Origin of the sequence: Collinsella sp. TM09-10AT (assembly GCF_003436275.1) — a bacterium.
Taxonomy (GTDB): Bacteria; Actinomycetota; Coriobacteriia; order Coriobacteriales; family Coriobacteriaceae; genus Collinsella.
The window spans coordinates 53,771-76,881 of record NZ_QSOP01000011.1; the positions used below are offsets into that span (position 1 = coordinate 53,771).

Annotated in this window: 18 protein-coding genes and 1 tRNA gene; 14 read left to right on the forward strand and 5 right to left on the reverse strand. The window is 60.4% G+C overall.

Features of this window, described 5'->3' with window-relative positions; translation table 11 throughout:
• The first annotated feature begins 57 nt into the window (after positions 1-57).
• The 4 genes from DXD77_RS06075 (at position 58) to DXD77_RS06090 (ending at position 4,691) form a co-directional block, all read left to right on the forward strand.
• Positions 58-1,092 carry an SIS domain-containing protein gene (locus DXD77_RS06075; RefSeq protein ID WP_117640663.1) on the forward strand — a complete coding sequence of 345 codons (1,035 nt, stop codon included), beginning with the start codon at positions 58-60 and terminating at the stop codon, positions 1,090-1,092.
• Between the two features lie 81 nt (positions 1,093-1,173).
• Positions 1,174-1,947, forward strand: a complete 774-nt coding sequence (locus tag DXD77_RS06080) for a PTS sugar transporter subunit IIC (RefSeq protein ID WP_117563725.1) — start codon at positions 1,174-1,176, stop codon at positions 1,945-1,947.
• On the forward strand, positions 1,947-2,795 hold the full coding sequence (locus tag DXD77_RS06085) for a PTS system mannose/fructose/sorbose family transporter subunit IID (protein WP_192924133.1): 849 nt from the start codon (positions 1,947-1,949) through the stop codon (positions 2,793-2,795). The genes DXD77_RS06080 and DXD77_RS06085 overlap by 1 nt, the downstream gene beginning before the upstream one ends.
• A 429-nt stretch (positions 2,796-3,224) precedes the next feature.
• Positions 3,225-4,691, forward strand: a complete 1,467-nt coding sequence (locus DXD77_RS06090; protein WP_117648203.1) for an ATP-binding protein — start codon at positions 3,225-3,227, stop codon at positions 4,689-4,691.
• Positions 4,692-4,791: 100 nt separating this feature from the next.
• On the opposite strand, the gene DXD77_RS06095 is transcribed toward DXD77_RS06090, so the two are convergent.
• Complete coding sequence (locus DXD77_RS06095; RefSeq protein ID WP_117648206.1) at positions 4,792-5,283, reverse strand: hypothetical protein; 492 nt, start codon at positions 5,281-5,283, stop codon at positions 4,792-4,794.
• Positions 5,284-5,400: 117 nt separating this feature from the next.
• Here DXD77_RS06095 and DXD77_RS10395 point away from each other — a divergent pair, with 117 nt between their 5' ends.
• Positions 5,401-5,553, forward strand: coding sequence for a hypothetical protein (locus tag DXD77_RS10395; protein ID WP_158549103.1), 153 nt, complete (start codon positions 5,401-5,403; stop codon positions 5,551-5,553).
• Positions 5,554-5,609: 56 nt separating this feature from the next.
• On the opposite strand, the gene DXD77_RS06100 is transcribed toward DXD77_RS10395, so the two are convergent.
• On the reverse strand, positions 5,610-6,296 hold the full coding sequence (locus DXD77_RS06100; RefSeq protein ID WP_117648209.1) for a DUF5710 domain-containing protein: 687 nt from the start codon (positions 6,294-6,296) through the stop codon (positions 5,610-5,612).
• Positions 6,297-6,631: 335 nt separating this feature from the next.
• Positions 6,632-6,706 (reverse strand) — tRNA-Val (locus DXD77_RS06105).
• A 289-nt stretch (positions 6,707-6,995) separates the two neighbouring features.
• Here DXD77_RS06105 and DXD77_RS06110 point away from each other — a divergent pair.
• The 3 genes from DXD77_RS06110 (at position 6,996) to glmM (ending at position 11,895) form a co-directional block, all read left to right on the forward strand.
• Positions 6,996-8,018 (forward strand): DMT family transporter, encoded by a 1,023-nt coding sequence (locus DXD77_RS06110; RefSeq protein WP_199409010.1) that lies wholly within the window; start codon positions 6,996-6,998, stop codon positions 8,016-8,018.
• A gap of 149 nt (positions 8,019-8,167) precedes the next feature.
• Entirely contained in the window at positions 8,168-10,480 is a 2,313-nt protein-coding gene (locus tag DXD77_RS06115; protein ID WP_117648212.1) for a DUF4012 domain-containing protein, read from the forward strand.
• An 83-nt stretch (positions 10,481-10,563) separates the two neighbouring features.
• Positions 10,564-11,895, forward strand: a complete 1,332-nt coding sequence (glmM, locus tag DXD77_RS06120; RefSeq protein WP_117648214.1) for a phosphoglucosamine mutase — start codon at positions 10,564-10,566, stop codon at positions 11,893-11,895.
• A 213-nt stretch (positions 11,896-12,108) separates the two neighbouring features.
• Here the strand turns inward: glmM and DXD77_RS06125 are convergent, their stop codons facing one another.
• Positions 12,109-13,683, reverse strand: a complete 1,575-nt coding sequence (locus DXD77_RS06125) for a carboxypeptidase M32 (protein ID WP_117648215.1) — start codon at positions 13,681-13,683, stop codon at positions 12,109-12,111.
• Positions 13,684-14,187: 504 nt separating this feature from the next.
• Between DXD77_RS06125 and pheS the strand changes: the two genes are divergently transcribed.
• The 6 genes from pheS to DXD77_RS06155 all read left to right on the forward strand — a co-directional run bounded on the left by pheS (position 14,188) and on the right by DXD77_RS06155 (position 21,711).
• The gene (gene pheS, locus DXD77_RS06130) at positions 14,188-15,264 is read left to right on the forward strand and encodes a phenylalanine--tRNA ligase subunit alpha (RefSeq protein ID WP_117648217.1); all 1,077 of its coding nucleotides are present in this window, start codon (positions 14,188-14,190) and stop codon (positions 15,262-15,264) included.
• A gap of 184 nt (positions 15,265-15,448) precedes the next feature.
• The gene (gene pheT / locus DXD77_RS06135) at positions 15,449-17,902 is read left to right on the forward strand and encodes a phenylalanine--tRNA ligase subunit beta (RefSeq protein WP_117648218.1); all 2,454 of its coding nucleotides are present in this window, start codon (positions 15,449-15,451) and stop codon (positions 17,900-17,902) included.
• 169 nt (positions 17,903-18,071) lie between these two features.
• Positions 18,072-19,154 (forward strand): cobalt transporter CbiM, encoded by a 1,083-nt coding sequence (gene cbiM, locus DXD77_RS06140; RefSeq protein WP_117648219.1) that lies wholly within the window; start codon positions 18,072-18,074, stop codon positions 19,152-19,154.
• A complete protein-coding gene (locus DXD77_RS06145; RefSeq protein WP_117648220.1) occupies positions 19,132-19,968 on the forward strand; it encodes an energy-coupling factor transporter transmembrane component T in 837 nt (278 codons plus the stop codon). The genes cbiM and DXD77_RS06145 overlap by 23 nt, the downstream gene beginning before the upstream one ends.
• Before the next feature lie 44 nt (positions 19,969-20,012).
• Positions 20,013-20,783: an energy-coupling factor ABC transporter ATP-binding protein gene (locus DXD77_RS06150; RefSeq protein ID WP_233506753.1), complete on the forward strand. Its 771-nt coding sequence runs from the start codon at positions 20,013-20,015 to the stop codon at positions 20,781-20,783.
• A gap of 79 nt (positions 20,784-20,862) precedes the next feature.
• A complete protein-coding gene (locus DXD77_RS06155; RefSeq protein WP_117563713.1) occupies positions 20,863-21,711 on the forward strand; it encodes a hypothetical protein in 849 nt (282 codons plus the stop codon).
• On the opposite strand, the gene DXD77_RS06160 is transcribed toward DXD77_RS06155, so the two are convergent.
• Positions 21,708-22,901 (reverse strand): hypothetical protein, encoded by a 1,194-nt coding sequence (locus DXD77_RS06160; protein WP_158549104.1) that lies wholly within the window; start codon positions 22,899-22,901, stop codon positions 21,708-21,710. The two genes, DXD77_RS06155 and DXD77_RS06160, sit on opposite strands and share 4 nt — an antisense overlap.
• Between the last annotated feature and the right edge of the window lie 210 nt (positions 22,902-23,111).

The window sequence follows — 23,111 nt, forward strand, 5'->3', positions numbered from 1 at the left end:
GTATTATAACGTCATGGGATGAATGAAGGGTTCATCCAAGTGAGTTAGGAGTAAGGGATGTTCAATTTCGATGAGCCTCGTTACGAGAAGGTTGTGAGCGATGCCCTCGCTCTCCGTCCTCAGATTGAGGCTGCCGTGGACGAGGTCTGCGAGCAGGGTTATTCCAACATCTTCTTCATCGGCTGCGGTGGCACCTGGGCCCACACGCTCCCGATGAAGTATTGGGTCGAGACCACCACGGCCGACGTCGATGTCCACTGCGAGATCGCCGCAGAGTTCCTCGCCTGCCCGCCCAAGACCTTCAACAAGGATTCTGTCTGCGTCTTCTCCACCCGTACCGGCACCACCCCCGAGATCATTGAGGCTGCCAAGTTCTGCCAGGAGCAGGGCGCCCGCACGCTGATGTATGTCTCCAACGACAACACCCCGGCCACCGAGTACGCCGATTACAAGTTCTTCAGCTTCGCCGAGGACGACGTTCTGTGCGAGGCCATCTACACCTACCAGATCACGCTGGTCGCCCGCTTCCTCAAGAACGCCGGCGCCTTCCCCAAGTACGACACCTTCATGGAAGAGTTCGGCAACATCGCTCCGTACCTCATCAAGGCCAAGGACGCCCAGGACGAGCGCTGCGCCGCCATGGCCGAGGACTTCAAGGACACCGATTACCACATGGTGATTGGCTCCGGCATGCTCTGGGGTGAGGCCTACGACTACGCCATGTGCATCCTCGAGGAGATGCAGTGGATCAAGACCAAGTCCATCCACGCCGCCGAGTTCTTCCACGGCACCATCGAGCTGTGCGAGGAAGGCACGAGCCTCATCATGCTCTACGGCGAGGACGACACCCGTAAGCTCATGGACCGCGTGGACAACTTCACTCACATGCTCGCCGACGAGAAGGGCGTCAACGTCCGCGTGAACAAGTTTGACACCGCCGAGGTCGAGCTGCCGTTCAGCGACCCCGAGTTCCGCAAGATCGTCTCCCCGATGGTCACCTACACCATCACCGAGCGTCTGAGCTGCCATCTCGAGCACGTCCGTAACCACCCGCTCACCACGCGTCGTTACTATCACCAGATGAACTACTAATCCTCTCAAATTGCTGCGGTTGTCTGCAGGCGAGCTGCGCAGAATGCCTCGCCTGCAGACCTGTTTCTGGGGTTGATCGAAATGGTTGTCCAGTATCTTCTAGTTGCACTGGTCGCATTTATTGCGTCCATGGACGAGCAATTATTTGGCATTACGATGCTTGGTCGTCCGCTGTTTACGAGCCTGTTTGTCGGCTTGATCCTTGGCGATGTCCAGCAGGGCGTTATCGTCGGCGCTGCTTTGGAGTCCATGTTCATGGGCGCCATCATGGTCGGCGCGGCGGTTCCTCCCGAGGTCTATGCCTCCGGCGTGCTTGGCTGCGCGTTTGCCGTCATTACGGGTACGGGCACGGCAACTGCCGTCGCGCTCGCCCTTCCCGTCTCCGTCTTCCTTCAGGTGTGGCGCAACTTCTGCTACGCCGTTCCGGGTGCCTTTGCCTGCAAGAAGATTGAGACCGCTCTGGCAAATCGCGATCTTGCCAAGGCGAATCTGTACCATCTGACCATCGTGCCGCTGTCGATTGGCATTCCGTCTGCACTGCTGGTGTTTGGCTCGCTGTTCTTTGGTGCCGACCTTATCAACAATGCGCTCAACGCGATTCCGCAGTTTGTGATGGACGGCCTCAACGTTGCGTCCGGCGTCATGGTCTGCATCGGCTTCGCTCTTCTTATCAGGACCATGGGCGATAACAAGCTCCTTCCCTGGCTGTTCCTGGGCTTCATTATGGTCATCTACCTCAAGATGGACGTGGTCGGCGTCGCCGCAGCTGCCATTTGCGTCGCGCTGCTCCTGGCCTTCCGCGAGGGCTCGTCCGGTCCGCAGACGGTTGCTGCAGATGAAGAGGAGGACTTCTAATGGCTATCCAGAACACCGACCTCAAAGAGGCCAAGAAGGACGCGATTATGACTCCCGATATGTATCGGAGCATGTTCCTTCGCCAGTTTACGAGCCAGTGCTCGCAGTCGTACGACAAGATGATGGCAATGGGCTTCATGTACACCATTCAGAAGCCCCTGCGAAAGATCTATCCCAACGACGACGATTACTATGCGGCGCTCGATCGCCATACCGAGTTCTTTAACATCACGCCTCATGTGCTTCCGTTTGTAGCCGGCCTAACGGTTTCGATGGAAGAGCAGGCGGCTGCCGATAAGAACTTCGACACGTCCTCGATTAACGCCATGAAGGTCGGCCTTATGGGACCGCTTTCCGGCATCGGCGATTCGTTCTACTGGGGTACGTTCCGCGTGGTTGCCGCCGGCATTGGTATTGGCATCGCTTCGACGGGCAACCCGCTCGGCCCCATCGTGTACGCGCTCATCTACTCCGTGATTAACTTTGCAACGCGTATCGTCGCCGCCCATCTGGGTTACGACTTGGGAACCAAGTTTTTGCAGCAGTCCGAAGAGAGCAACCTTATGTCTCGCATGACGCATGCTGCCGGTGTTCTCGGAATGACCGTTATCGGCGCCATGATTGCGGCACAGGTCTCGCTGTCCACGGCTTTGACCTTTGACGTGGGTGGTTCGGAGATTGTCCTGCAGGATCTGTTCGATTCGATCTTCCCCGGTCTGCTGCCCTTGCTGGCAACGTTCGCTTGCGTTGCCCTCTATAAAAAGGGCGTCAAGACCATTTGGATCATCTTGGGCATCTTCGCAATCTGCATCATCGGAACGGGCTTGGGAGTGTTCGCGGCGGCGTAATGTTGACTGCTATGCTCGCGCGTTGGATAACTAACTGACCGTTTGAAAACGGGGCTCGGCGTAAGGCCGACCCCGTTTTTTGTTTGAGGGATTTTCCGACCGTCCAATAATCCACGCTCATGCATCACTCACACATCTCTCGTCTCTCATTCGTCACTAACACGAGAGATAGATTAAAGACGAGAGATAATTACGAGAGATAGCTCAGCAGCAAAGAGACAAGCAACCATGGTATTGTCTCAATATCGATTGTTCCACCAGCAAAAACATGATTTAATGAAGCAGGTAGAGATATCTTATCTCTCATCTTTCACTCATATCTAATACGAGAGATAACAGAAAGACGAGAGATAATTACGAGAGATAACTGAGAGACGAGGGAAATCCGTCTGCGGCATTCTCCGCAGGACCGAGCGAAGGGACGTGCAGATGAACGAAAACGAGCTGGCCGGTTTGCTCGAGTCTTTAAAGCGCATGGGTTCGGATGACCTTAGCGTCGAAGTAAAAGAGAGCGCCATGACGCTTTCCCGCGACGTATGGGAAACAGTCAGCGCTTTCGCAAACACCGCCGGCGGCATCATCGTACTCGGAGTGAGCGAGCGCGCGGGTTTTGTCCCAGTTGCAAACTTTGAGACCGAGAAGGTACTCAACCAATTCGTGGCGGGCATGGGCGATGCTGGCGGTCGCGGAAAGCTGGCCAATCCGCCCAAATACACCATTGAGCGCGTGGGGCTTCGGGGTACCGTTGTTCTCGTTATCACGATTGAGGAGCTCGACCCGTCGAGCAAGCCTTGCTATGTAATAGAGCGGGGCGCCCAGGGCGGCAGCTACAAGCGCGTCGATGACAAAGACGTGCCCCTTTCGTCGACCGAGGTTTTGGCGCTGTCGTCATACGAACGGACGAGTCCTAGCGATCGCGATGCGGTGCCCGGCACGAGTGCGGGCGATCTCGACGAGTCGCTGGTCGACCGCACGATAGAACGCGCCTATTCGTTGACGCCTCGAGCGATGCGTGGTGCGACGGACAAGAAGACAAAGATGGAACGCCTGAATCTCCTCGACTTCCAGGGCAATGTTACCAAGGCCGGCCTCCTTGCCGCGGGCGTTTACCCTCAGCAGTTCTATCCCAAGCTCTTCATTGATGTGGCTGTCCATGCGGGAACACAAAAGGGCGCTGCGGGACCGCTAAGATTTATGGACCGCACAGTCTGCGAGGGCACCCTGGGCGAGATGATTTCGGATACTGTCGCGGCTGTCGCCAAAAACCTGCGCCGCACCTCGACCGTCCAAGGCATCTCGCGTATCGACTCGCTGGAGATTCCCGAGGAGGTCCTGCGCGAGGCAGTCGCCAACGCGGTTATCCACAGGGAATACGGGGATCGGTTCTGTGGGCAATCGATCGCCGTCGACGTTTTTGACGACCGTATCGAGGTGACGAATCCCGGCGGCCTTTATGGAGGGAAGACTCGCGAGAACTTGTTTGACGGCAGCTCCCGATGCCGTAACGCGACGCTCGTGAAACTCATGTCGATTGTCCCGCTGCCGGATGGCGCAGGTTCGCCGGCTGAGGGCAATGGCTCGGGCATCCCGATGATGATCGATGCCATGCGCGCGCATGGTCTGGCCGAGCCCCTGTTCTGCCCGGGGTTCGATCGGTTCAAGGTCGTACTTTACCGTTCAAAGATCGGGCCGGTCGATCATGGCGGAGGCTTAATTGTGACGGCACTCAAACACTACGGCGAGCTGGGGACGCGTGAGCTGGCAAAACGCACGGGGCTTACAATTTCCCAGGTTAGGTCGCGCGTCAACGCGCTCATTGCTCAAGGCGAGCTTGAGCCCACGGCGCCGTCGACAAGCCGCAACCGCAAATATCGACTGTCAGAGCGCGTGGAATAAATGCGTTAGTGGACGAGGCGACCCAATAATCGACCCTCGATTGGCGCCCACTAAGGTAAAGCGGTTGTTGCCCAGTCGACGGTGATGCTAAAGACTCGGCTTACGCCGGCATGGCCCCGAACCCGTCCATCAAGAACAGCCTAAGAACCAGCTTGATGACATATCCCGGTTTGATTTCTGCCGTGCCAAAGACGCTGCGCTCGGCGAGCTCGCTGCAGTATGCGTAGATGTCGCGGATAAGGTCCGCGCCCGAAAGCGTAAACATGTAGCCTGCGTCCGAAAGCGCATTGGGCGCGGCGGGCAACTTGGCCATGTGGCAGAACGTTTGCAGGTCGGGCGCCATGGCGTTCTGGTAGTCAAGGTGGCTGCCGTCTTCTTGCGCGGCGAATTCCAGCTGGCGTACTCGATCAAGCGCCGCTGCCAGCACAAAGCTCGGTGTGGGAGCATTGACGTCCTCCGTGCTCGCCACAAGCCTGCCCGCCGCCTGCGTGACAAGCCAAGCGACCTCGCGCTGGCAACGCACGGCCTTGCGCGTAACCGGCTTGATGGACGAAGAAGAAACGCTCCCCTTAGGCGGATTCGAAGCAGCCATAAGACCCTCCCATGAACGACCCGGTCCAACAAGCCCGGATGAAACACGTGCTACATCAGTATACAGGGGAGTGGGATGGAAAAAACGGAGTCGACAGCGTGAACTGCCGGCTCCGGATTGCTTGCCTTAGAGGCCGTACACTTCGACCATGGCTTCGCCAATGCGATGGGGCACGCCGGTGACGCTTGCGAACTGCCCGACGGGCGCTGGATGACGAAGCAATCGTTCTGGTTCAACAAGGGCTATCTGGAGCACATCCTGGGGCTGTAGCGTTTTGGGATTGTTTAACGATCGAGCTCCTGCTCCTCAATGCCTCGATGTCATCTCTATAAATAAACCCCCTCACCGAGTTGCCTGTGAAACTCGGCGTGATGGTCGCGTGCCCAGGTAAAGAGCGCCTGGTCAAAGTCGGTGCGCGTGGCCGGGACGCCAAAGACGCCGGCAACTTCGACGCGTACAAACTCCAGTGCCGGCAGCTTGTTGATGGCAGTGAGGGCAAACGGGGACGAGGGCTCCTCGAACAGATAGCGGCTGCCTTGCAGCGCGTCGCAAATGGTGCACGTGTTGCCGAGCGACGGGGCTTTGGAGGCTCGCGCGCCTACGGGCTTGTAGCCGCAGCGCTTATGAAGGTAGTCGCGGATCTCGCCCGGCACGCAGCCAAGAGCGGGCACGATGGCGAGTGCGTTGGCGTTGGCCGTGTCGATGGCAATGTGCCCGGCTTCGTTGGGCGCGTGCGCGATGGCGATGCTCTCGTCGTTATCGGTTCGATAGGGAATGCCGAAGGCCGCGACCGAGGTCTCTTTGTGACACTTCCAGCACTCGCGCTTGCCCAGTACTAGATATATATACGGCGCTGAGGGGTCGGATCGGTCAACACCGGGCAGCCACTCGGCAAAGGGCTCGGGGTTGACGCCGCTGGGTACATACCAGATCTTCTTGGTCCGGTCCCATTTGGCGCCCAGCGCTTTGGCTTCTTCTTTGTGCGAAAAGGGGACATCGAGCTCGGTGCGCATGGCGGCTCCTTGGTGCTGCAGGTGCGAGTGGCTCAAGGATACCGCAGGGCGCAGACATCGCGGCGTTTTGTTGAGAAGTTGCGGCGCGGACTGCTTGGTTACGCCGTTAGATAAATTGGCAAGTAGATGGTCGGCTTTTGACCAGTTGGGCGGTTGGAGCAGCTTGCGGCGCAGTTTTGTGCCTGGCTATTGTTGATGTTGGGGTATTGAATATATTTGGCTGCCATTCGTCAGGTGAATTGTTGTTACGTTGCGATGACGGTTGGAACTGCCAGCGGATTTAGCGACAAAAAACAAAACAGCCCAGAGGACATAGCCTCTGAGCTGCGAACATTTGGTGGGCGTTAGAAGATTTGAACTTCTGACCTCTTCCGTGTCAGGGAAGCGCTCTCCCCCTGAGCTAAACGCCCGATCAAGGGTGCGCAAGCGCGCAAGGGATAATATAACGGAGCCTGAACTCGGTGGCAAGAACATTTTTAAAAATCGCTTACATTGTGGAATTCGGGGGCTTTGTCATATCCATTTCAAAAGAGCCTGCTGCCGCGATTTGACTGTCGCATAATGCAAGGCCATTGCGGTATCGAGCTATGGAAAGACGCCTGCGGAATTGTCCTACCGATAAGCGGACAAGCCTTCGGCTGGTGCCTTCGCCGTGGTAAGGTAAGCCGAATTGCTTCCAGACTGTTTCGGGGGAGTGGAATGAGCAAAGAGTGTGTCGAGCAGGTCGAAGGCGCAGGGGCTTCGGTGCCGATGACCGATATATCGAACATTGATGTGCCCGAGGGCACCGACGAGCTCAGCCGCAACACCCGTCGCGCATGGCGCGAGCGCCTGAACAGCGCTTCGACGCGCAAGATGATCACGGGCGTCTTGGCTACGCTGGTGGGCGGTTCGTTTTGGGGCTTCTCGGGCACCAGCGCGAGCTTTCTGTTCGATACCTACCACGTCGACACCTTGTGGCTTATGAGCGTGCGTCAGATTCTCGCCGGTCTACTCTTTATGGCCGTGGTCGTTACGCGCGACCGCGAGCGCCTGATTAAGCTCTGGGCCACGCCCGCCGATCGCAAGCAGCTGCTGCTCTTTACCGCCTTTGGCCTGCTGTTCAATCAGTTTTGCTATCTTTCGGCCGTGCGCCTGACGAACGCCGGAACCGCGACGGTGCTCCAGTGCCTGCAGCTCGTTATCATCATGGGCTACACCTGCGTGACCGATCGCCGCAGGCCGCGTACTCGCGAAGTCATCGGCATTGGCCTGGCTCTGGGTGGAACCTTTTTAATCGCCACCGGCGGCGACCCCACCAGCCTGAATATCTCGCCGCTTGGCCTGGCAGCAGGTCTTATGTGTGCGGTCAGCGCCACGTGTATGGCGGTGATTCCCGCCAAGATCCTGCCCGAATACGGCAGCCCCATCGTCACGGGCTCGGCAATGCTCACGGCGGGCGTGGTCTCGTGCGTCTTCGTGCAGCCTTGGGCGCATATGCCGGCACTCGACGCTGCCGGCGTCGAGGCGCTCGCGGTATTCGTGGTTATCGGCTCGTTTTTTGCTTACATGCTCTATATGCAGGGCGTTAAGGACATCGGCTCGGTGCGTGCGAGCCTCATCGGAACTGTGGAGCCGGTTTCGGCGACCATCACCAGCGCCGTTATGCTGGGCACGGTGTTTTTGCCGACCGACCTTATCGGCTTTGCCATGATCATCGTGATGATGTTCCTCACGGTGTAGCTGGCGCCGCCGCCAAGACAGAAAAGGTGTTGTGCCGCATTTTCGCCAATTGACGTCCGTGTCTGGAGTTTAGCTGTCGATGCTCAAAATGCCATAAACTAGTAACGTTATGGATTTTTTCATTGCGACTCAATTGCGAGGATTTCTTTATGGCTGGTAATCACTTTAAGGGCAGCGATAACGGCCGTCCTGCAGTTCCGCCGCGTCCGAACGGGGCTGGTAAGGCCGGCACGCCGGGCGGCGCTGGACAGGGCGGTTCCGGTAAGCGCGTGTCCCCGGGCGAGACGGCGATGTTTACCGCTCTGTACGAGCAGTCTCAAAAGGCGAAAAAGACCGGCCGTGCAAGAGGGAATGTCTTTGCGGGCGGTGCAACCTCCGCGTCGCAGCCGAGCGGGGCTCCTTCGGTACCTGCGAACAACGCAGGTGCTGCCAACGCCGCAAATGCCGCCGGCAACGTTAATGCCGGCAAGGCCGCCAACAATACTCCCTCTGCCGGTGGCGCGGGGCTTACGGGTAACCTTGGCACGATTTACACCGGTGCCTCCGAGACTGGCACGTTCGCCCGCCTGGATGATAGCGGTGCCGAGTTTGCGGGCTCGGGTTCCAAGGAAGATTATTACGATTTTGGCTTGAACTACGGTAGCGACGCTTCGTCGAGTTCGACCTCTGACGGTCTGGTCCGTCATCGCCATCGCAAGGGCGAACGCAAAAAGCGTCACACCGGCGCCATTATTGCCGCTGTAGTCGCGGTGCTTCTCGTTGCGCTTGGCGCAAGCGGCTTTATGCTGCTTAACTCGGCAAAGACCGTAAAGAGTGAAGCGAAGGAGGCCGTCGAGATTGTCGGTGGCCTTAAGGACAAGGTCACGTCGGGCGATTTTTCGACGCTGCCTGACGACGCGAAGAAGATTGATGAGCTTTGCGACAGCATGAAGGCGGAGACCTCGAGCCCGCTGTGGACGGCGGCTTCGTTTATCCCGGTGTATGGCAGCGACATCAATGCGGCCCGCACCATGATCGACGCCCTGTCCGATGTCTCGAGCAATGCGCTGGTTCCCATGGCCGATAACCTTTCGCAGGCCACGCCCGGCAAGCTGTTTCAGGACGGCATGATTAACGTGTCCGCGCTGCAGGCGGTCGCCGATTCGCTTTCCAGCAGCTCGAAGGTGTTCAAGAGCGCCAACGAGAAGATCCAGGGCATTGGCGATACTCATATTTCCCAGGTAACCGAGCTGGTCGATAAGGCCAAGGACGGCTTTGCCACCCTCAACGGCGCGGTTGACGCGGCGGAGAAGGTCGCCCCCGTCCTTCCGCAGATGCTCGGCGCCAACGGCCAGACGCGCAACTACCTTGTGTACGCCATGAACAACGTCGAGATTCGTGCCTGCGGCGGCTTTGGCGGTTCGCAGGGTCTGATTTCGGTCACCGACGGCCAGATGTCGATTGGCGAGTTTGTTCCCCGCATTGGACTCAGCGAGGATGAGGCAGTCGAGAGCGTCGACGAAGAGGATGAGGCGCTGTTCGGCAACCACAGTAACCTGTACAACTCGGGCAATACCTATTCGCCTGATTGGCCCCGCAACTCGCAGCGTGTCGCAGCCCTGTGGAAATCTCAATATGGCCAGGACGTTGACGGCGTCGTGGGTATCGACCCGGTGTTCCTGCAGTATCTGCTGGGCCTGGTCGGTAACGTGTCGCTGCCCGACGGAACGGTTGTCGACGGCACCAACGCCGCAAAGGTCCTCATGCACGATGTGTACTGGAACTATCCGGTCGAGGAGTCGGACGGCATCTTTGCATCCGTCGCCAGCGCTGCCTTCGACAAGATCCTTGGCGGTATCGGCGATGTCGATGTTACGAAGCTTGTCAGCGCCGTTGAGCGCGGTGCCGAAGAGGGCCGCCTGATCGCGTGGATGAAAAACGATGACGAGCAGAACGCTATCAAGGAGATGAACATCGACGCCTCGCTGCCCGATCCGGATGACCCGAGTGAAGATCCCGTTGCTGGTGTCTACTTTAACAACCTGAGCTTCTCCAAGCTCGACTGGTACCTGAATGCCGATACGCAGATTGGCCAGGGCGTCAAGAACGGTGACGGCACGTGCTCGTATCGCATCACCGTTACCCTGACGAACATCATGACGCAGGAGGAGGCTGGCAAGCTGCCCGACTACGTCGCGGCGAGCGCGCCCGATGCCGCGCGCGACGACGAACGTCTGAATGTCTCGTTGTTTGCCCCGACGGGCGGCAACATCAGTGACCTTACGGTTGAGGGCACCCAGTTTGGTCTTGGCGCCGCTACGTGGCATGGAATCCCCTTCTATTCGGGCACCGCTGACCTGCATGCTGGCGAGACGACGACGATCACATATACGCTGACCACGTCGGCCGAGGCGGGGGACAAGCCGCTTACGCTGCGTCAGACTCCTACATGCCAGGCGGCTCGCGACAGCGCGTCGGCGTAGGATTTTTCTGGTAGCGCAGATAATCGAGTACCATTTTGGGGCGGACAGGCAATCTGTTCGCCCCTATTTTGTAAGGAGAGCGCATGAAGTACTTTGGCACCGACGGCTTTCGCGGTGAGGCCAACGTTGGGCTGACGGTAGAGCACGCTTATAAGATTGGCCGTTTTGTGGGCTGGTATTACGGCGCCAACCGCGAGCGCAAGGCGCGCGTCATCGTGGGCAAGGACACACGTCGCTCGAGTTATATGTTCGAGGCGGCGCTGGTGAGTGGCCTGGTCGCGAGCGGTGCGGACGCCTATATGCTGCACGTGATCCCCACGCCGGGCGTAGCGCATCAGACCGTGGAAGGCTGCTTCGATTGCGGCATCATGATCAGCGCGAGCCACAACCCGTTTTGCGATAACGGCATTAAGCTCGTCAACAGCGACGGTTTTAAGATGGACGAGGACGTACTGGAGCTCATCGAGGGCTACATCGATGGCAAGAGCGAGGTGCCGCTGGCCACGGGCAACTACATCGGCGCCACGGTGGACTACATGCAGGGCCGCAACCGCTACATTGCCTCGCTCATCGCCAGCGCGAACTTTTCGCTGCAGGGCGTCAAGATCGGTATCGACTGCGCCAACGGCTCGGCGTCCTCGGTGGCCAAGCCGGTGTTTGACGCGCTCGGTGCCGACGTGCGCGTGATCAACGCCGCGCCCGATGGCTTTAACATCAACGTCGACTGCGGCTCCACGCATATGGAGCGCCTGCAGCGCCACGTGGTGGAGCAGGGCCTGGACGTGGGTTTTGCCTATGACGGCGATGCCGACCGCTGCCTGGCCGTGGATGAGCGCGGTCGCGTGGTAGACGGCGACCAGATCCTGTACGTGTGCGGCGTGTATCTGAACAAGCACGGTCGCCTTTCGGGCGGTACCGTGGTTCCGACGATTGCCAGCAACTTTGGCCTGATCAAGTCGTTGGAGCTTGCCGGCCTAAGTGCCGTGACCAGCGGTGTGGGCGACCGTCACGTGTATGCCAAGATGCGCGAGGGCGGTTACAGCCTAGGCGGCGAGCAGACGGGCCATACGATCTTTGGCGATATCGAGCGCACGGGCGACGGCATTATGACCTCGCTGCGCGTGATGGAAGTGATCCGCGCCGAGCGCGAGACGCTCTCGCAGCTCACGGCTCCGTGCAAGCTGCTACCGCAGGCGCAGGTGGCCGTGCGCGTGGCGGACAAGGACGCCGCGCTCGAGAACATGGGCGTGCAGAACGCCATCGCCGAGGCCGAGGCTGCGCTGGCAGGCGAGGGCCGCGTGCTCGTACGCAAGAGCGGAACCGAGTCGGTGATTCGCGTGCTGGCCGAAGCCCCCGACCAAGCCGCCGCCGACGCCGCCATGAAGCGCATCGCCGCCGCCCTGGAAGCTCTATAGTTACGCGGTTTTACCAAACCGCGTAACTGCTCGACGCTGCAAACGGCACCAAGCGGCAATCTGACGTTCAATTTCACCCGGCACTTGGGGACGTTCCTATTGTGCCGGCATGAAAGGAACGTCCCCAAGTACCGGGTCTCTGGCTTAGATGAAAAAGGGGCGCCGCGGAACCAACCCGCGGCGCCCCCTTTGCGTTGGCGTGTCGCCTAAGCTTTACAGCTGATACAGCGTGGTGAACTTGTCCTGCAGGTAGCTGCAGTAGTAGCGGGCATCGAACGCCATGCCGCAGGCGCCCTTGATGAGCTCCGGCGCGTCCTTGGCGCGGCCCCACTGCCAAATGCGCTCGCCCAGCCAGGCGCGGACGGGAGCCAGGTCGCCGCTCGCACAGGCGCCGTTAAGGTCGACACCGTCGCGGCACATGGCCGGCACAAACATGGCGTCGTAGGCGCTACCCAGTGCATACGTGGGGAAGTAGCCAAACGAGCCGCCGCTCCAGTGCGTATCCTGCAGGCAGCCGCGCGTGTCGTCGGGAACGGGAATGCCCAGGTACTCGTTCATAAAGCGGTTCCAAAGCGCGGGGATGTCCTTGGCCGTGGCCTCGCCGGCAAACAGCATGCGCTCGATCTGGTAGCGCACCATAATATGCAGCGGATAGGTGAGCTCGTCGGCCTCGGTGCGGATCAGCGACGGCTGCGCGATGTTCACGGCGCGGTAGAGCGTGTCCTCGTCGACGTCGCCGTAGACCTCGGGTGCGTGGCGGCGCAGCACCTCGAGCAGCGGTCCCATAAAGGCGCGGCTGCGACCCACGGTGTTCTCGAAGAAGCGGCTCTGGCTCTCGTGGATGCCCATGGAGGTGCCACCCTCAAGACAGGTGCGCGCATAGGCAGGATTGACGCCCAGCTCATACATGGCGTGTCCCGCCTCGTGGATGATGCTGTAGACGTTGGAGATGCAGTCGTCTTCGTAGATGTGCGTGGCGATGCGCGCGTCGCCCACCGAGAAGCCCTCGCTAAACGGGTGCTCGGTAAAGGCAAGCGTGGTGTCGTCCAGGTTCATGCCGACAAGCTTCATCAAGTCGAAGCTCATGGCGCGCTGGGCAGCCTCGGGCACGTGGGCGTGCAAGAAGTCGGCAGTGGGCTGCTGGCCGCGCTCGCCAATGGCATGCACAAGCGGCACGACCGTGGCCTTGACCTCGTCACAAAACGCGTCGAAGCTCTGGGCGGAAAGGCCGCGCTCGTACTGGTCGAGCCACACATCGTAGGGGTCGCGCTTGGGGTCCATGAGCTCGGCCTGATGCTTAAGTTGGGCGACGATTCTATCCACATAGGGCTCAAAGCTCGCCCAGTCGTTGGCCGCCTTGGCCTTGTGCCACACGGCGTCGGCCTCGCAGGTGAGCCTGGTCCAGGCCTCGGCCTCCTCGGTGGGGATAACGCTCGCCTCGCGCTGGTCGCGGCCGAGCACGCGGATCTCGTCGAGCAGCTGCGGGTCGTCTACATGTCCGCCCGCGACGGTCTCTCGTGCCAGCGAGCGCACAAGTTCGACAGACTTTTTGCTGGTCAGGAGCTTATGATGCTCGCCGGCGAGGGTACCCATGGCGTCGGCGCGCGCTGCGGCGCCGTTGGCGGGAGCAATGGTCGCGCCGTCAAACTCGGCAATCTTGAGCAGGTACTCGCGGGTCCACAGCTTGCCCTCGAGCTTACGGAATTTTTTGACAGCCTTATCGACCTTCATGCCTTTGGGCGTCTTATCCGCTGCGGGCTTGGCCATCTTATCCTTGTTCTTTCCCATACCTATATCCTTGATCTCGCAGACCGGACGCCACGGGTGGGCGTACGGCCAGTTTGCACAGCTACCTGCCTTGTACCCAGCGCGAACAAAACGGAACGCGGCGATATGCTCGCAGAATGTGTTATCCTATAGCCCAATGCGTTGACGGAGAGGGTTTTGCCCGCCGCGTCGCCGGCAAGAGAGGGAAGGTCATGGGCTGCAAGCCTTCCTGCGGTGGCAAGGGCCAAGCGTTCACTCCCGAGCAGCGACCTCAACGGGCGCGCGGCTAGCGGCGGCGAAGCCCCAGTAGGGAAGCCGTGAGCCTCGCGATAAGGGGCGCAGAGTGGGCACGGCGGGCCAGACATCCGCTGGGTCAAACAAGGTGGTACCGCGGAATTCAACCGTCCTTGGGCAATGCACATGCCCGAGGACGGTTTTTTGTTACCGAACCGGGCCGCGCATCCGCAGCATCGGGCGGCGTCAGCCGTCCCGGAGCGCGGATGCGCGAGAGACGAAAGGGAAGACATGAGTCTGATTGATGATCTGGTCAAACTCGAGGAAGAGGCCAAGGAGCTCGTCGCCGGCGCCGACGACGCCGCCAAGCTCGAGGCCGCGCGCGTTGAGCTGCTCGGCCGCAAGGGCCGCATCACTGGCCTGATGCGTATGATGGGCAAGCTCGCCCCCGAGGATCGCCCCGTCATGGGCAAACGCGCCAACGAGATGCGCCAGCTGATTGAGGGCATGCTCGACGAGCGCAACACCGAGATGAAGGCCGCCGCCCTCAAGCGCGCACTGGAGCACGACGCCGTCGACATCACGCTGCCGGGCGTCCGTCCGCAGATTGGTCACCAGCACCTGATCAAGCAGATCATCGAGGAGGCCGAGGACATCTTCTGCGGCATCGGCTACACCGTCGAGTCCGGCCCCATGGTCGACACCTCCTACTACAACTTCACCGCGCTCAACGCCCCCATGGATCACCCGAGCCGCTCGGCCCGCGACACGTTCTACGTGGTCGACAACAATCCCGGCAGCGTCGCGCACCCCGAGGCTCACGCCCACGGCGAGTCCGACGTGCTGCTGCGCACCCAGACCTCGGGCGTGCAGATCCACACCATGGAGTCGCAAAAGCCGCCCATCTACATGATCTGCCCGGGCACCGTCTACCGCCCCGACACGGCCGACGCCTGCCACCTGCCGCAGTTCAACCAGATCGAGGGCCTGGTCGTCGACGAGGGCATCACCTTTGGCGATCTTAAGGGCACGCTCGACTACTTTGTTAAGTGCATGTTTGGCGAGGACCGCAAGACGCGCTACCGCCCGCACTTCTTCCCCTTCACCGAGCCCAGCTGCGAGGTGGACGTGAGCTGCCACGTGTGCGGCGGCAAGGGCTGCAACTTCTGCAAGCACAGCGGCTGGATCGAAATCCTGGGCTGCGGCATGGTCGACCCCAACGTCCTCATCAACTGCGGCATCGACCCCGAGAAGTACACCGGCTTCGCCTTTGGCATTGGCGCCGAGCGCGTCGCGGCCCTGCGCTACGACCTGCCCGACCTCAGAACGCTTATGACGGGCGATATGCGTTTCTTGAATCAGTTCTAGGCTGCGGCTTGCCCAAGCACGGCACCTCGGCGCTCATTCGTCGCTTGCGTACCAAAGTACGCGGCACTCCTCTTTCGGGCCGATCTGCCGCACTTGGACAACCCTCGCTTTGTAAGGAATGTTCACAAAGTTGAAGTTTCCACCTGCATCTCTTCGCAGGCTTTCAGTATGAAAGGAGAGCTAGATGCGTGTTTCTTACGACTGGCTCAAGACCATGATCGATATTCCGGAGGATCCCAAGACCCTTTCGGACGAATATATCCGTACCGGCACCGAGGTCGAGGCGATCGATACCGTGGGCGAGTCCTTCGACCACGTGGTGACCGCCCAGGTGCTCACCAAGACCCCGCACCCCGATAGCGACCACATGTATGTGTGCTCGGTCGACGTGGGCGACAAGAACCTCGACGCTGACGGCAACCCCGCTCCGCTGCAGATTGTCTGCGGAGCGCAGAACTTTGAGGCCGGCGACCACATCGTCACGGCCATGATCGGCGCCGAGCTGCCCGGCGACATCAAGATCAAGAAGAGCAAGCTTCGCGGCGTCGTGTCCATGGGCATGAACTGCTCCGCGCGCGAGCTCGGCCTGGGCGGCGACCACTCCGGCATCATGATCCTGCCCGAGGACACGCCCTGCGGCATGCCGTTTGCCGAGTATGTGGGCTCGAGCGATACCGTGCTCGACTGCGAGATCACGCCCAACCGCCCCGACTGCCTGTCCATGATCGGCATGGCCCGCGAGACCGGTGCCATCTTCGACCGCGATTTCCACGTTGAGCTGCCCGCCATCCAGGCCGAGACCGGCCGCACGACGGACGACGAGCTTTCGGTCGAGATTGCCGACGAGGGCCTGTGCGACCGCTATGTCGCTCGCATCGTGCGCAACGTGAAGGTCTGCCCGTCGCCCGACTGGATGGTCAAGCGCCTCAACGCCCTGGGCGTGCGTCCGCACAACAACATCGTCGACATCACCAACTATGTGATGATGCTCACCGGTCAGCCGCTGCACGCCTTTGACCTGTCCAGCTTTGCCGAGCGCGAGGGCCGTCGCCGCGTGGTGGTTCGCGCTGCCCAGCAGGACGAGAAGTTCACGACCCTCGACGGCGAGGAGCGCACGCTCGACGCCGGCATGGGCCTCATCACCGACGGCGAGCGTCCCGTGGCGCTGGCCGGCGTCATGGGCGGCATGGATTCCGAGATCGAGGACGACACCGTCGACGTGATGGTCGAGAGCGCCTGCTTCAACGCCGGTCGCACCTCGCATACCAGCCGCGACCTGTCGCTGATCTCGGACGCCTCCATTCGCTTTGAGCGCCAGGTCGACGAGACCGGCTGCGTGGATGTGGCCAACGTGGCCTGCGCGCTCATCGAGGAGATTGCCGGCGGCCAGGTCGCTCCCGGCTACATCGACGTGTTCCCCGCTCCTAAGACCATCGACAGCATCAAGCTGCGCCTGGCCCGCGTGCACGCCATCTGCGGCGCCGACATCGAGCCCGACTTTATCGAGCGCTCGCTCACCCGCTTGGGTTGCACCGTCGAGCGCGACGGCGAGGACTTTATGGTTACCCCGCCGAGCTTCCGTCCCGACCTGCCGCGCGAGATCGATCTGATCGAGGAAGTCCTGCGCCTGTGGGGCATGGGCCGCGTGACGGCGACCATCCCGGCTGCCAAGAACCACATCGGCGGCCTGACCCGCGAGCAGAAGCTCACCCGCAAGGTCGGCGAGATCCTGCGCGCCTGCGGCCTCAACGAGACCACGACCTTTGGCTTTGCCGCCCCGGGCGACCTGGAGAAGATCGGCATGTCCACCGAGGGCCGCGGCTGCCCCGTGGTGCTCATGAACCCGCTGGTGGCCGAGCAGACCGAGATGCGTCGCTCGCTGCTGCCGGGCCTGCTGCAATCCGTGGCCTACAACGAGGCCCACGGCACGCCCAACGTGCACCTGTACGAGGTCGGCAGCCTGTTCCACGGTCGCGAGAACGCCAGCCTGCCCAAGGAGACCAAGTCCGTGGCGGGTGTGCTCTCGGGCCAGTGGAGCGAGCAGTCCTGGAACATGAAGTACCGCAAGCTGCGCTTCTTCTTTGGCAAGGGCATTGTCGAGGAGCTGCTTGCCCAGCTGCGTATCGAGAAGGTTCGCTTCCGTTCCGTCGAGGGCGAGGGCTATGCCTTCTTGCAGCCGGGCCGTGCCGCCGAGGTCCTCTCGGGCGGTACCGTGCTGGGCTGGGTCGGCGAGATCCACCCCGAGGCGCGCGAGGCGATGGGCATCGATGAGGTCGTCGTTGCCTTTGAGCTCGACCTGGACAAGCTGATCAAGGGCGCCCGCAACCAGGAGAACTACCGCGAGTTCTCGCAGTACCCGGCTGTTGAGCACGACCTGGCTATCGTGGTTGACAACTCCGTGACCTGCGAGGATCTTGAGCGCCGCATTACGAGCGCCGGCGGCAAGCTGCTCGAGGGCGTGCGCCTGTTCGATGTCTACCGCGATCCGGTTCGCATCGGCAAGGGCAAAAAGTCCATGGCCTTTGCGCTCACGTATCGCGCTGACGACCACACACTCACCAGCGAAGAGGTCGAGAAGGCGCACCAGAAGATCGTCACCAAGGTGTGCAAGGGCGTAAACGGCGAGGTCCGCGGCTAGGACCGCTTGCGTCTGTGACGAATGTATTACAAAACGGCGCACTGCTTTGTTGGCAGTGTGCCGTTTTGCTATGATACCCGGCGGCGTGTTACGAATCTAACAATACGTAACACTGGCAAGGTTATTCAAGCGGCGCTGCAATTCCGTGCGCCGACAACCGGGAGGCGCTATGCACATTCCAGATAATTATTTGTCCCCGCAGACCGATGCCGTCATGGCGGTGGCGATGGTGCCCGTATGGGTCCATTGCATCAAGAAGGTGCGTGCTACGCTCGATCGCGAGCATATGGCGTTCCTGGGCATCTGCGCCGCATTCTCCTTCTTGCTCATGATGTTCAACGTGCCGCTGCCCGGCGGTACCACGGGACACGCCGTTGGCGGCGCGCTCATCGCGCTGCTGCTTGGCCCGGAGGCCGCGGCCATCGCGGTTTCGGTCGCGCTGGCGCTGCAGGCGCTGCTGTTTGGCGACGGCGGTATCCTGTCCTTTGGAGCCAACTGCTTTAACATGGCCTTTGTGTTGCCGTTTACCGCTGCTATCGTGTTCCGTGCGCTCAACAGCCGTCTGCACGACAAAAGGTGGGGCACCTCGGCTTCTGCCATCGTGAGCGGTTGGGTCGGGTTGTGCCTAGCGGCCCTGTGCGCGGCAATCGAGTTTGGTATTCAGCCGATGCTCTTTACCAACGCTTCGGGCGCTCCGCTGTACTGCCCCTTCCCGCTGTCCGTGGCTATTCCGGCCATGTTGGTCCCGCATATGCTGGTTGCCGGCGTGATCGAGGGCGTGGCGACGGCCGCCATCTATGGTTTCATTAAGAAGACGGCGCCGAGCATTATCGTCGGGCCCGAGGCCGTCGATGGCCAGCTTGCCGCCGATGGTACCGCCAAGAAGACTTCCCTGATTCCCACGCTCATTCTGGTCGCCGTGCTTGTCGTGGCTACGCCGCTCGGCTTGCTCGCCACCGGTGACGCCTGGGGTGAGTGGGACGCCGAGGGCGCCGCGACCGCCGTTCAGGAGGCTGGTGACGACAGTCTGCAGGCTTCGGTCGGCCTCGATGCTCCGACCTTTGCCGATGCGCTGCCCACGGGCGACTACCTGCAGGTTTATTCCGAGGAGCAGGGCCTTGGCTTTGCCGGCCAGGCCGCGATGTATATTCTTTCGGGCGTGATTGGCGTGGCGGTGCTTACCATCGCATTCCGCCTGGTCTCGCTGACGGTCAAGGAAAGCGGTGCTCATGGCAATAGCCGAGCTGCCTAGCTGGCTTGCGGCCGAGGAGCGATATGAGCCCGTGGGGGCTCGGCATCGTGTGATGCAAAAGAATGTCCTGCACCTGGCGAGCCTGCTTGAGCGGGTTCGCCTGGGTGGAGGCGCGCACGAGGGCGGGTCGATGGTCGACCGCGCCCTTTCTTGCGTTTCGGCTCCGGTGCGCCTGGTGGGGATGTTCGTTTGCGTTCTGTGCGTGTGCCTGACGCAAAGCTCGCTGTACCTGATGTTGATGGCGGCGATCGCGTTGGTGCTGGTCGCGGTGCGCCCAGCACGCGGGTTGCGCGCTACCTTTGTGCCGGCGTTGGCTGCCGCGGGGTTTGCCGTGGTTCTGGCGCTGCCTGCCCTGCTGCTGGGTGCTTCTGCCTCGGGCGCCATGCTCAAGATTGCACTCAAGACGTTCATTAACGTGTCGCTGGTGCTGGGTGTTTCGTGGACGCTCACCTGGAGCCGCATGTCGGCGGCGCTTAAGATGCTGCACCTGCCCGACGAGGTCATCTTTACTTTCGATATGGCGCTCAAGCATATCGAGGTGCTGGGACGCACAGCGCACGATCTGTGCGAATCGGTCATGCTGCGCAGCGTCGGTTCCGCGCCTGCGGGTTTTTCGCGTACCGATTCGATCGCGGGTATCATGGGCATGACCTTTATCAAGGCGATGGAATGCAGCCGCGCGATGGACGAGGCTATGCTTTGCCGTGGCTTTGCCGGTGCGTATCCGACTCCCGCGCGGAGCGGCTTTGGCTGGCGCGATGCGGTCTATGCGGTCGTCGTGGTGCTGCTCGCCGTGTTGTGCGCGGTGCTGTAGCGCGGGCGGCCGAGCCGTCGATGTGGATAGGGAAGGGCGACGTTTTGGCAAACGATACGAATGGCGTGATGGGCGCGAGCGGTGCTACTGGCGCCAAGAGCGTGCCGCTCATCGAGTTTCGCGACGTGCTGTTCTCCTATGCGGGGCATACGGTTGTCGATGGTGTGTCGCTGCAGGTCGATCGTGGTGAACTCGTTGCCCTACTCGGTCCCAACGGCTGCGGTAAGACGACGATTATGCGCCTTATCAACGGTCTTGAACTAGCGGACGCGGGTGCGTACCTGTTTGACGGGCACGTGATCGATGCGGCATATCTCAAGGATTCCGCAGCCGCTCAGCGTTTTCATCAGCGCGTGGGCTTTGTGTTCCAGAATGCCGACGCCCAGCTGTTCTGCGCTACGGTGGGCGAGGAAGTTGCTTTTGGCCCCGCGCAGATGGGGCTGCCGACAGACGAGCTCGAGCGCCGCGTCCGCGATGCCATGGAGCTGTTCCAGGTTGCCGATCTGGTCGATGCCTCGCCCTATCAGCTTTCGGGCGGGCAAAAAAAGCGTGTGGCGCTGGCGGCCGTCGTGTCGATGAACCCCGATATCCTGGTGCTCGACGAGCCTACCAACGGACTCGATGAGGATTCGTGCGACATCGTGGTCAGCTTTTTGCTGGCTTATGTTGCTGCCGGCAAGACGGTCTTAATGAGCACACACCATCAGGATTTGGTACGACGCCTGGGTGCCCGCGCCATCTATATCGACCGATATCATCACGTGGTCGAGGCGTCCGTGCCATCGTATGGAACCGAGAGCGCCGCCGCGGAATAGTTGCCGGATAGTAGGGGTGCGGCTGCGTGCGTGGCCCGCTGTGAATGGTATAGTTATCCGGGTTTTTACGGGGGTGGCTATGCCAAGTTGGAATATTCATATCGCTCAGACGGAACGACTGCTGGCGCGTGCTGGCACGCTTGCCGATAAAGTGCGCGACCGCAATGCCTTTTTGTTTGGCAGCGTGGTTCCGGACATTTTTGTGGGCTATATGGTTCCCGGCATTGCCGATCCCATCCCGTATCGTATTACGCATTTTGCCAAGCCCGAGCCTATCCCCAAGCCGCGTGAGCAGGAGTTTTGGGACACTTATGTGGCGCCGCTGCTCAAGGGCATGCCGATAGGTGCGCCGGCTGCGGCGACGTCGATTGTCGAGGAACGCGAGCGACTCAATCGGGTGCATTATCCGCAGCGATATAGGGATGCGGAGCCGATCGCTGGTCCCGCTGCTGACGAGCTTTCGCTCGCGCCCGAGAACGTGGCACAGTCGTTGCTCGATTTGACGTTGGGTGTTTGGTCGCATCTGGTGGCCGACACCGTGTGGAACACCCGCGTAAACCAGTACCTCGAGGCGCATGGCGGCAAGCCGTGTGAGGAGTTCCGCATCAAGAAGCAGGGCGACTTTGACTGGTTTGGCAAAACCCTCGGCATCGTTTCTATCCCGCGTGCGACCGATCGTCTCTATACCGCGGCGGCCCAGTTTGGCCAGTATTCGATCCCGCAAGAGTATGTGCTCAAAACCATTGGCGTCATGCACGAGATTGTGCGCGAAAACCCCGGCGAGCCGGATCACCCGCCGTACCGCCTGCTGACCGAAGCGTTCTTTGACGCAACGTTTACCGAGGTCGTCGAGTTAACCGAGGCAGGTTTTGCCGCCCGCGTCGCATTGCCCAGCGCGCCCGCGCTGCCTCTGATCGCTAGCTGCTAGCTGGCCTGCCTGGCAGCGAATAGGTCATCCCAATCGACAAGCAGTTCTTGCCGCAGAGCATCTTCGGCGTCGCACTCCTGTTTGATCTTTGGGGTGTAGGGAAGCCCGGCCTTTTTATGGATGAGTTCGGCAAGGTTGCCAAAGCTCCTTTTGTCCTTGATCTGGCCATAGGTAATTTGGATGACGTCGTAGCCCATGCTTGTGAGTGCGGTAGTGCGCTCGGCATCTGAGAGACTCGCAGCTTCGCTGTCATGAGCGGAGCGGCCTTGGCATTCCAGAATGACGCCCATGCTGTCGGTGACACTTTCGATGAGGATATCGGCATAACAGCAGGTTTTGTCATACAGCGAACGTGCGGCTTCGCTGAGCGGGATGCGTGCGTTATTGGTGATGCCTATACCCAGACCGCCTTCGTCGCGGGGGAGTGAGACGAGCATGGACGTCTGGACCTCGAAGGGCGAGGCGGTCTGCCCTGCCATGCGTTCGGCGGCCCAGCGGAGCTGCTTAACACCGCGCAGGCCTGCGGCCTGCTTGGCGAACGCGGCGATATCCGCCGCGCTGAGGAGCGGCGCGCGTTTCCACAAGTTGGTGTCATTGCCCTTGGTGTCGACAATACGCTTCCAACCACAGTCGGGCGGAATGAACTTAAGAGATATTGCCTCATCAAGTTGCTGTTGCGTACGTTCGCAGGGCGTAAACACTGCAAATGAGCTGCACATCTCGTAGCAAGCCATGAGTAGCTGGTTGCGGGAGACCTGCGTAGCAAGGCTGAGCAGCGTGAATTCCGGTGAAGTGACATCAAATCCATGTTCAGTCTGCCTAAACGACCCAGGAGGCGGCTCTTGGGTCAGGAGGTGCGATTTAAAGAGGCTTCGCGACCCCGATTGTGCCCGAGTGAATACAAGCCTGTGAAGCGGTGCGTGAAGCAGGTCTTTTACAACTGCATGACTTCCGAGGCCGCAACATCTGCGATCTATATTGCCAAGGCTAATGGCGGGGTAAAGGCCTAATACCTGCGGCGGGATACGGTAATAGTAAAAAGCGGATTGACCGCAGAGCGTCAGGTCCATGACGTCCTCCAGATCGAAATGTGCTTTTGGACCGTGCGATGCCAGCGTCAATTCGGAAGTATGCGGCAAAATCTGAACCCTGTGAGCAGACCTGGCTTTTGAGGCTAGTTTATCAGTCATTTTGTTGTAAAAAAACGGGGTGTGTTCGAAGGTCTCAGAATTTGCCGCATACTTCCGAAAACTAGGTCGATCTGGCTCTTGCTAAAACGATTTATCAGCGTCGGTTAAGGTGTGGGTTTGCCACCGGGCGAACACTTTTAGCGCTTGGGACTTTATTTTTGGCTCTGTTAGACCAAGGTTGACATAAAAACGATGTCACCGCGAGGCGGT

Coding starts and splice junctions, on each gene's coding strand:
- DXD77_RS06075 (WP_117640663.1), top strand. CDS start 58: ATGTTCAATTTCGATGAGCCTCGTTACGAGAAGGTTGTGAGCGATGCC.
- DXD77_RS06095 (WP_117648206.1), bottom strand. CDS start 5,283: ATGGCTGCTTCGAATCCGCCTAAGGGGAGCGTTTCTTCTTCGTCCATC.
- DXD77_RS06160 (WP_158549104.1), bottom strand. CDS start 22,901: ATGACTGATAAACTAGCCTCAAAAGCCAGGTCTGCTCACAGGGTTCAG.
- DXD77_RS06100 (WP_117648209.1), bottom strand. CDS start 6,296: ATGCGCACCGAGCTCGATGTCCCCTTTTCGCACAAAGAAGAAGCCAAA.
- DXD77_RS06125 (WP_117648215.1), bottom strand. CDS start 13,683: ATGGGAAAGAACAAGGATAAGATGGCCAAGCCCGCAGCGGATAAGACG.
- cbiM (WP_117648219.1), top strand. CDS start 18,072: ATGCACATTCCAGATAATTATTTGTCCCCGCAGACCGATGCCGTCATG.
- pheS (WP_117648217.1), top strand. CDS start 14,188: ATGAGTCTGATTGATGATCTGGTCAAACTCGAGGAAGAGGCCAAGGAG.
- DXD77_RS06110 (WP_199409010.1), top strand. CDS start 6,996: ATGAGCAAAGAGTGTGTCGAGCAGGTCGAAGGCGCAGGGGCTTCGGTG.
- DXD77_RS06090 (WP_117648203.1), top strand. CDS start 3,225: ATGAACGAAAACGAGCTGGCCGGTTTGCTCGAGTCTTTAAAGCGCATG.
- DXD77_RS06080 (WP_117563725.1), top strand. CDS start 1,174: ATGGTTGTCCAGTATCTTCTAGTTGCACTGGTCGCATTTATTGCGTCC.
- pheT (WP_117648218.1), top strand. CDS start 15,449: ATGCGTGTTTCTTACGACTGGCTCAAGACCATGATCGATATTCCGGAG.
- DXD77_RS06155 (WP_117563713.1), top strand. CDS start 20,863: ATGCCAAGTTGGAATATTCATATCGCTCAGACGGAACGACTGCTGGCG.
- glmM (WP_117648214.1), top strand. CDS start 10,564: ATGAAGTACTTTGGCACCGACGGCTTTCGCGGTGAGGCCAACGTTGGG.
- DXD77_RS06115 (WP_117648212.1), top strand. CDS start 8,168: ATGGCTGGTAATCACTTTAAGGGCAGCGATAACGGCCGTCCTGCAGTT.
- DXD77_RS06085 (WP_192924133.1), top strand. CDS start 1,947: ATGGCTATCCAGAACACCGACCTCAAAGAGGCCAAGAAGGACGCGATT.
- DXD77_RS06145 (WP_117648220.1), top strand. CDS start 19,132: ATGGCAATAGCCGAGCTGCCTAGCTGGCTTGCGGCCGAGGAGCGATAT.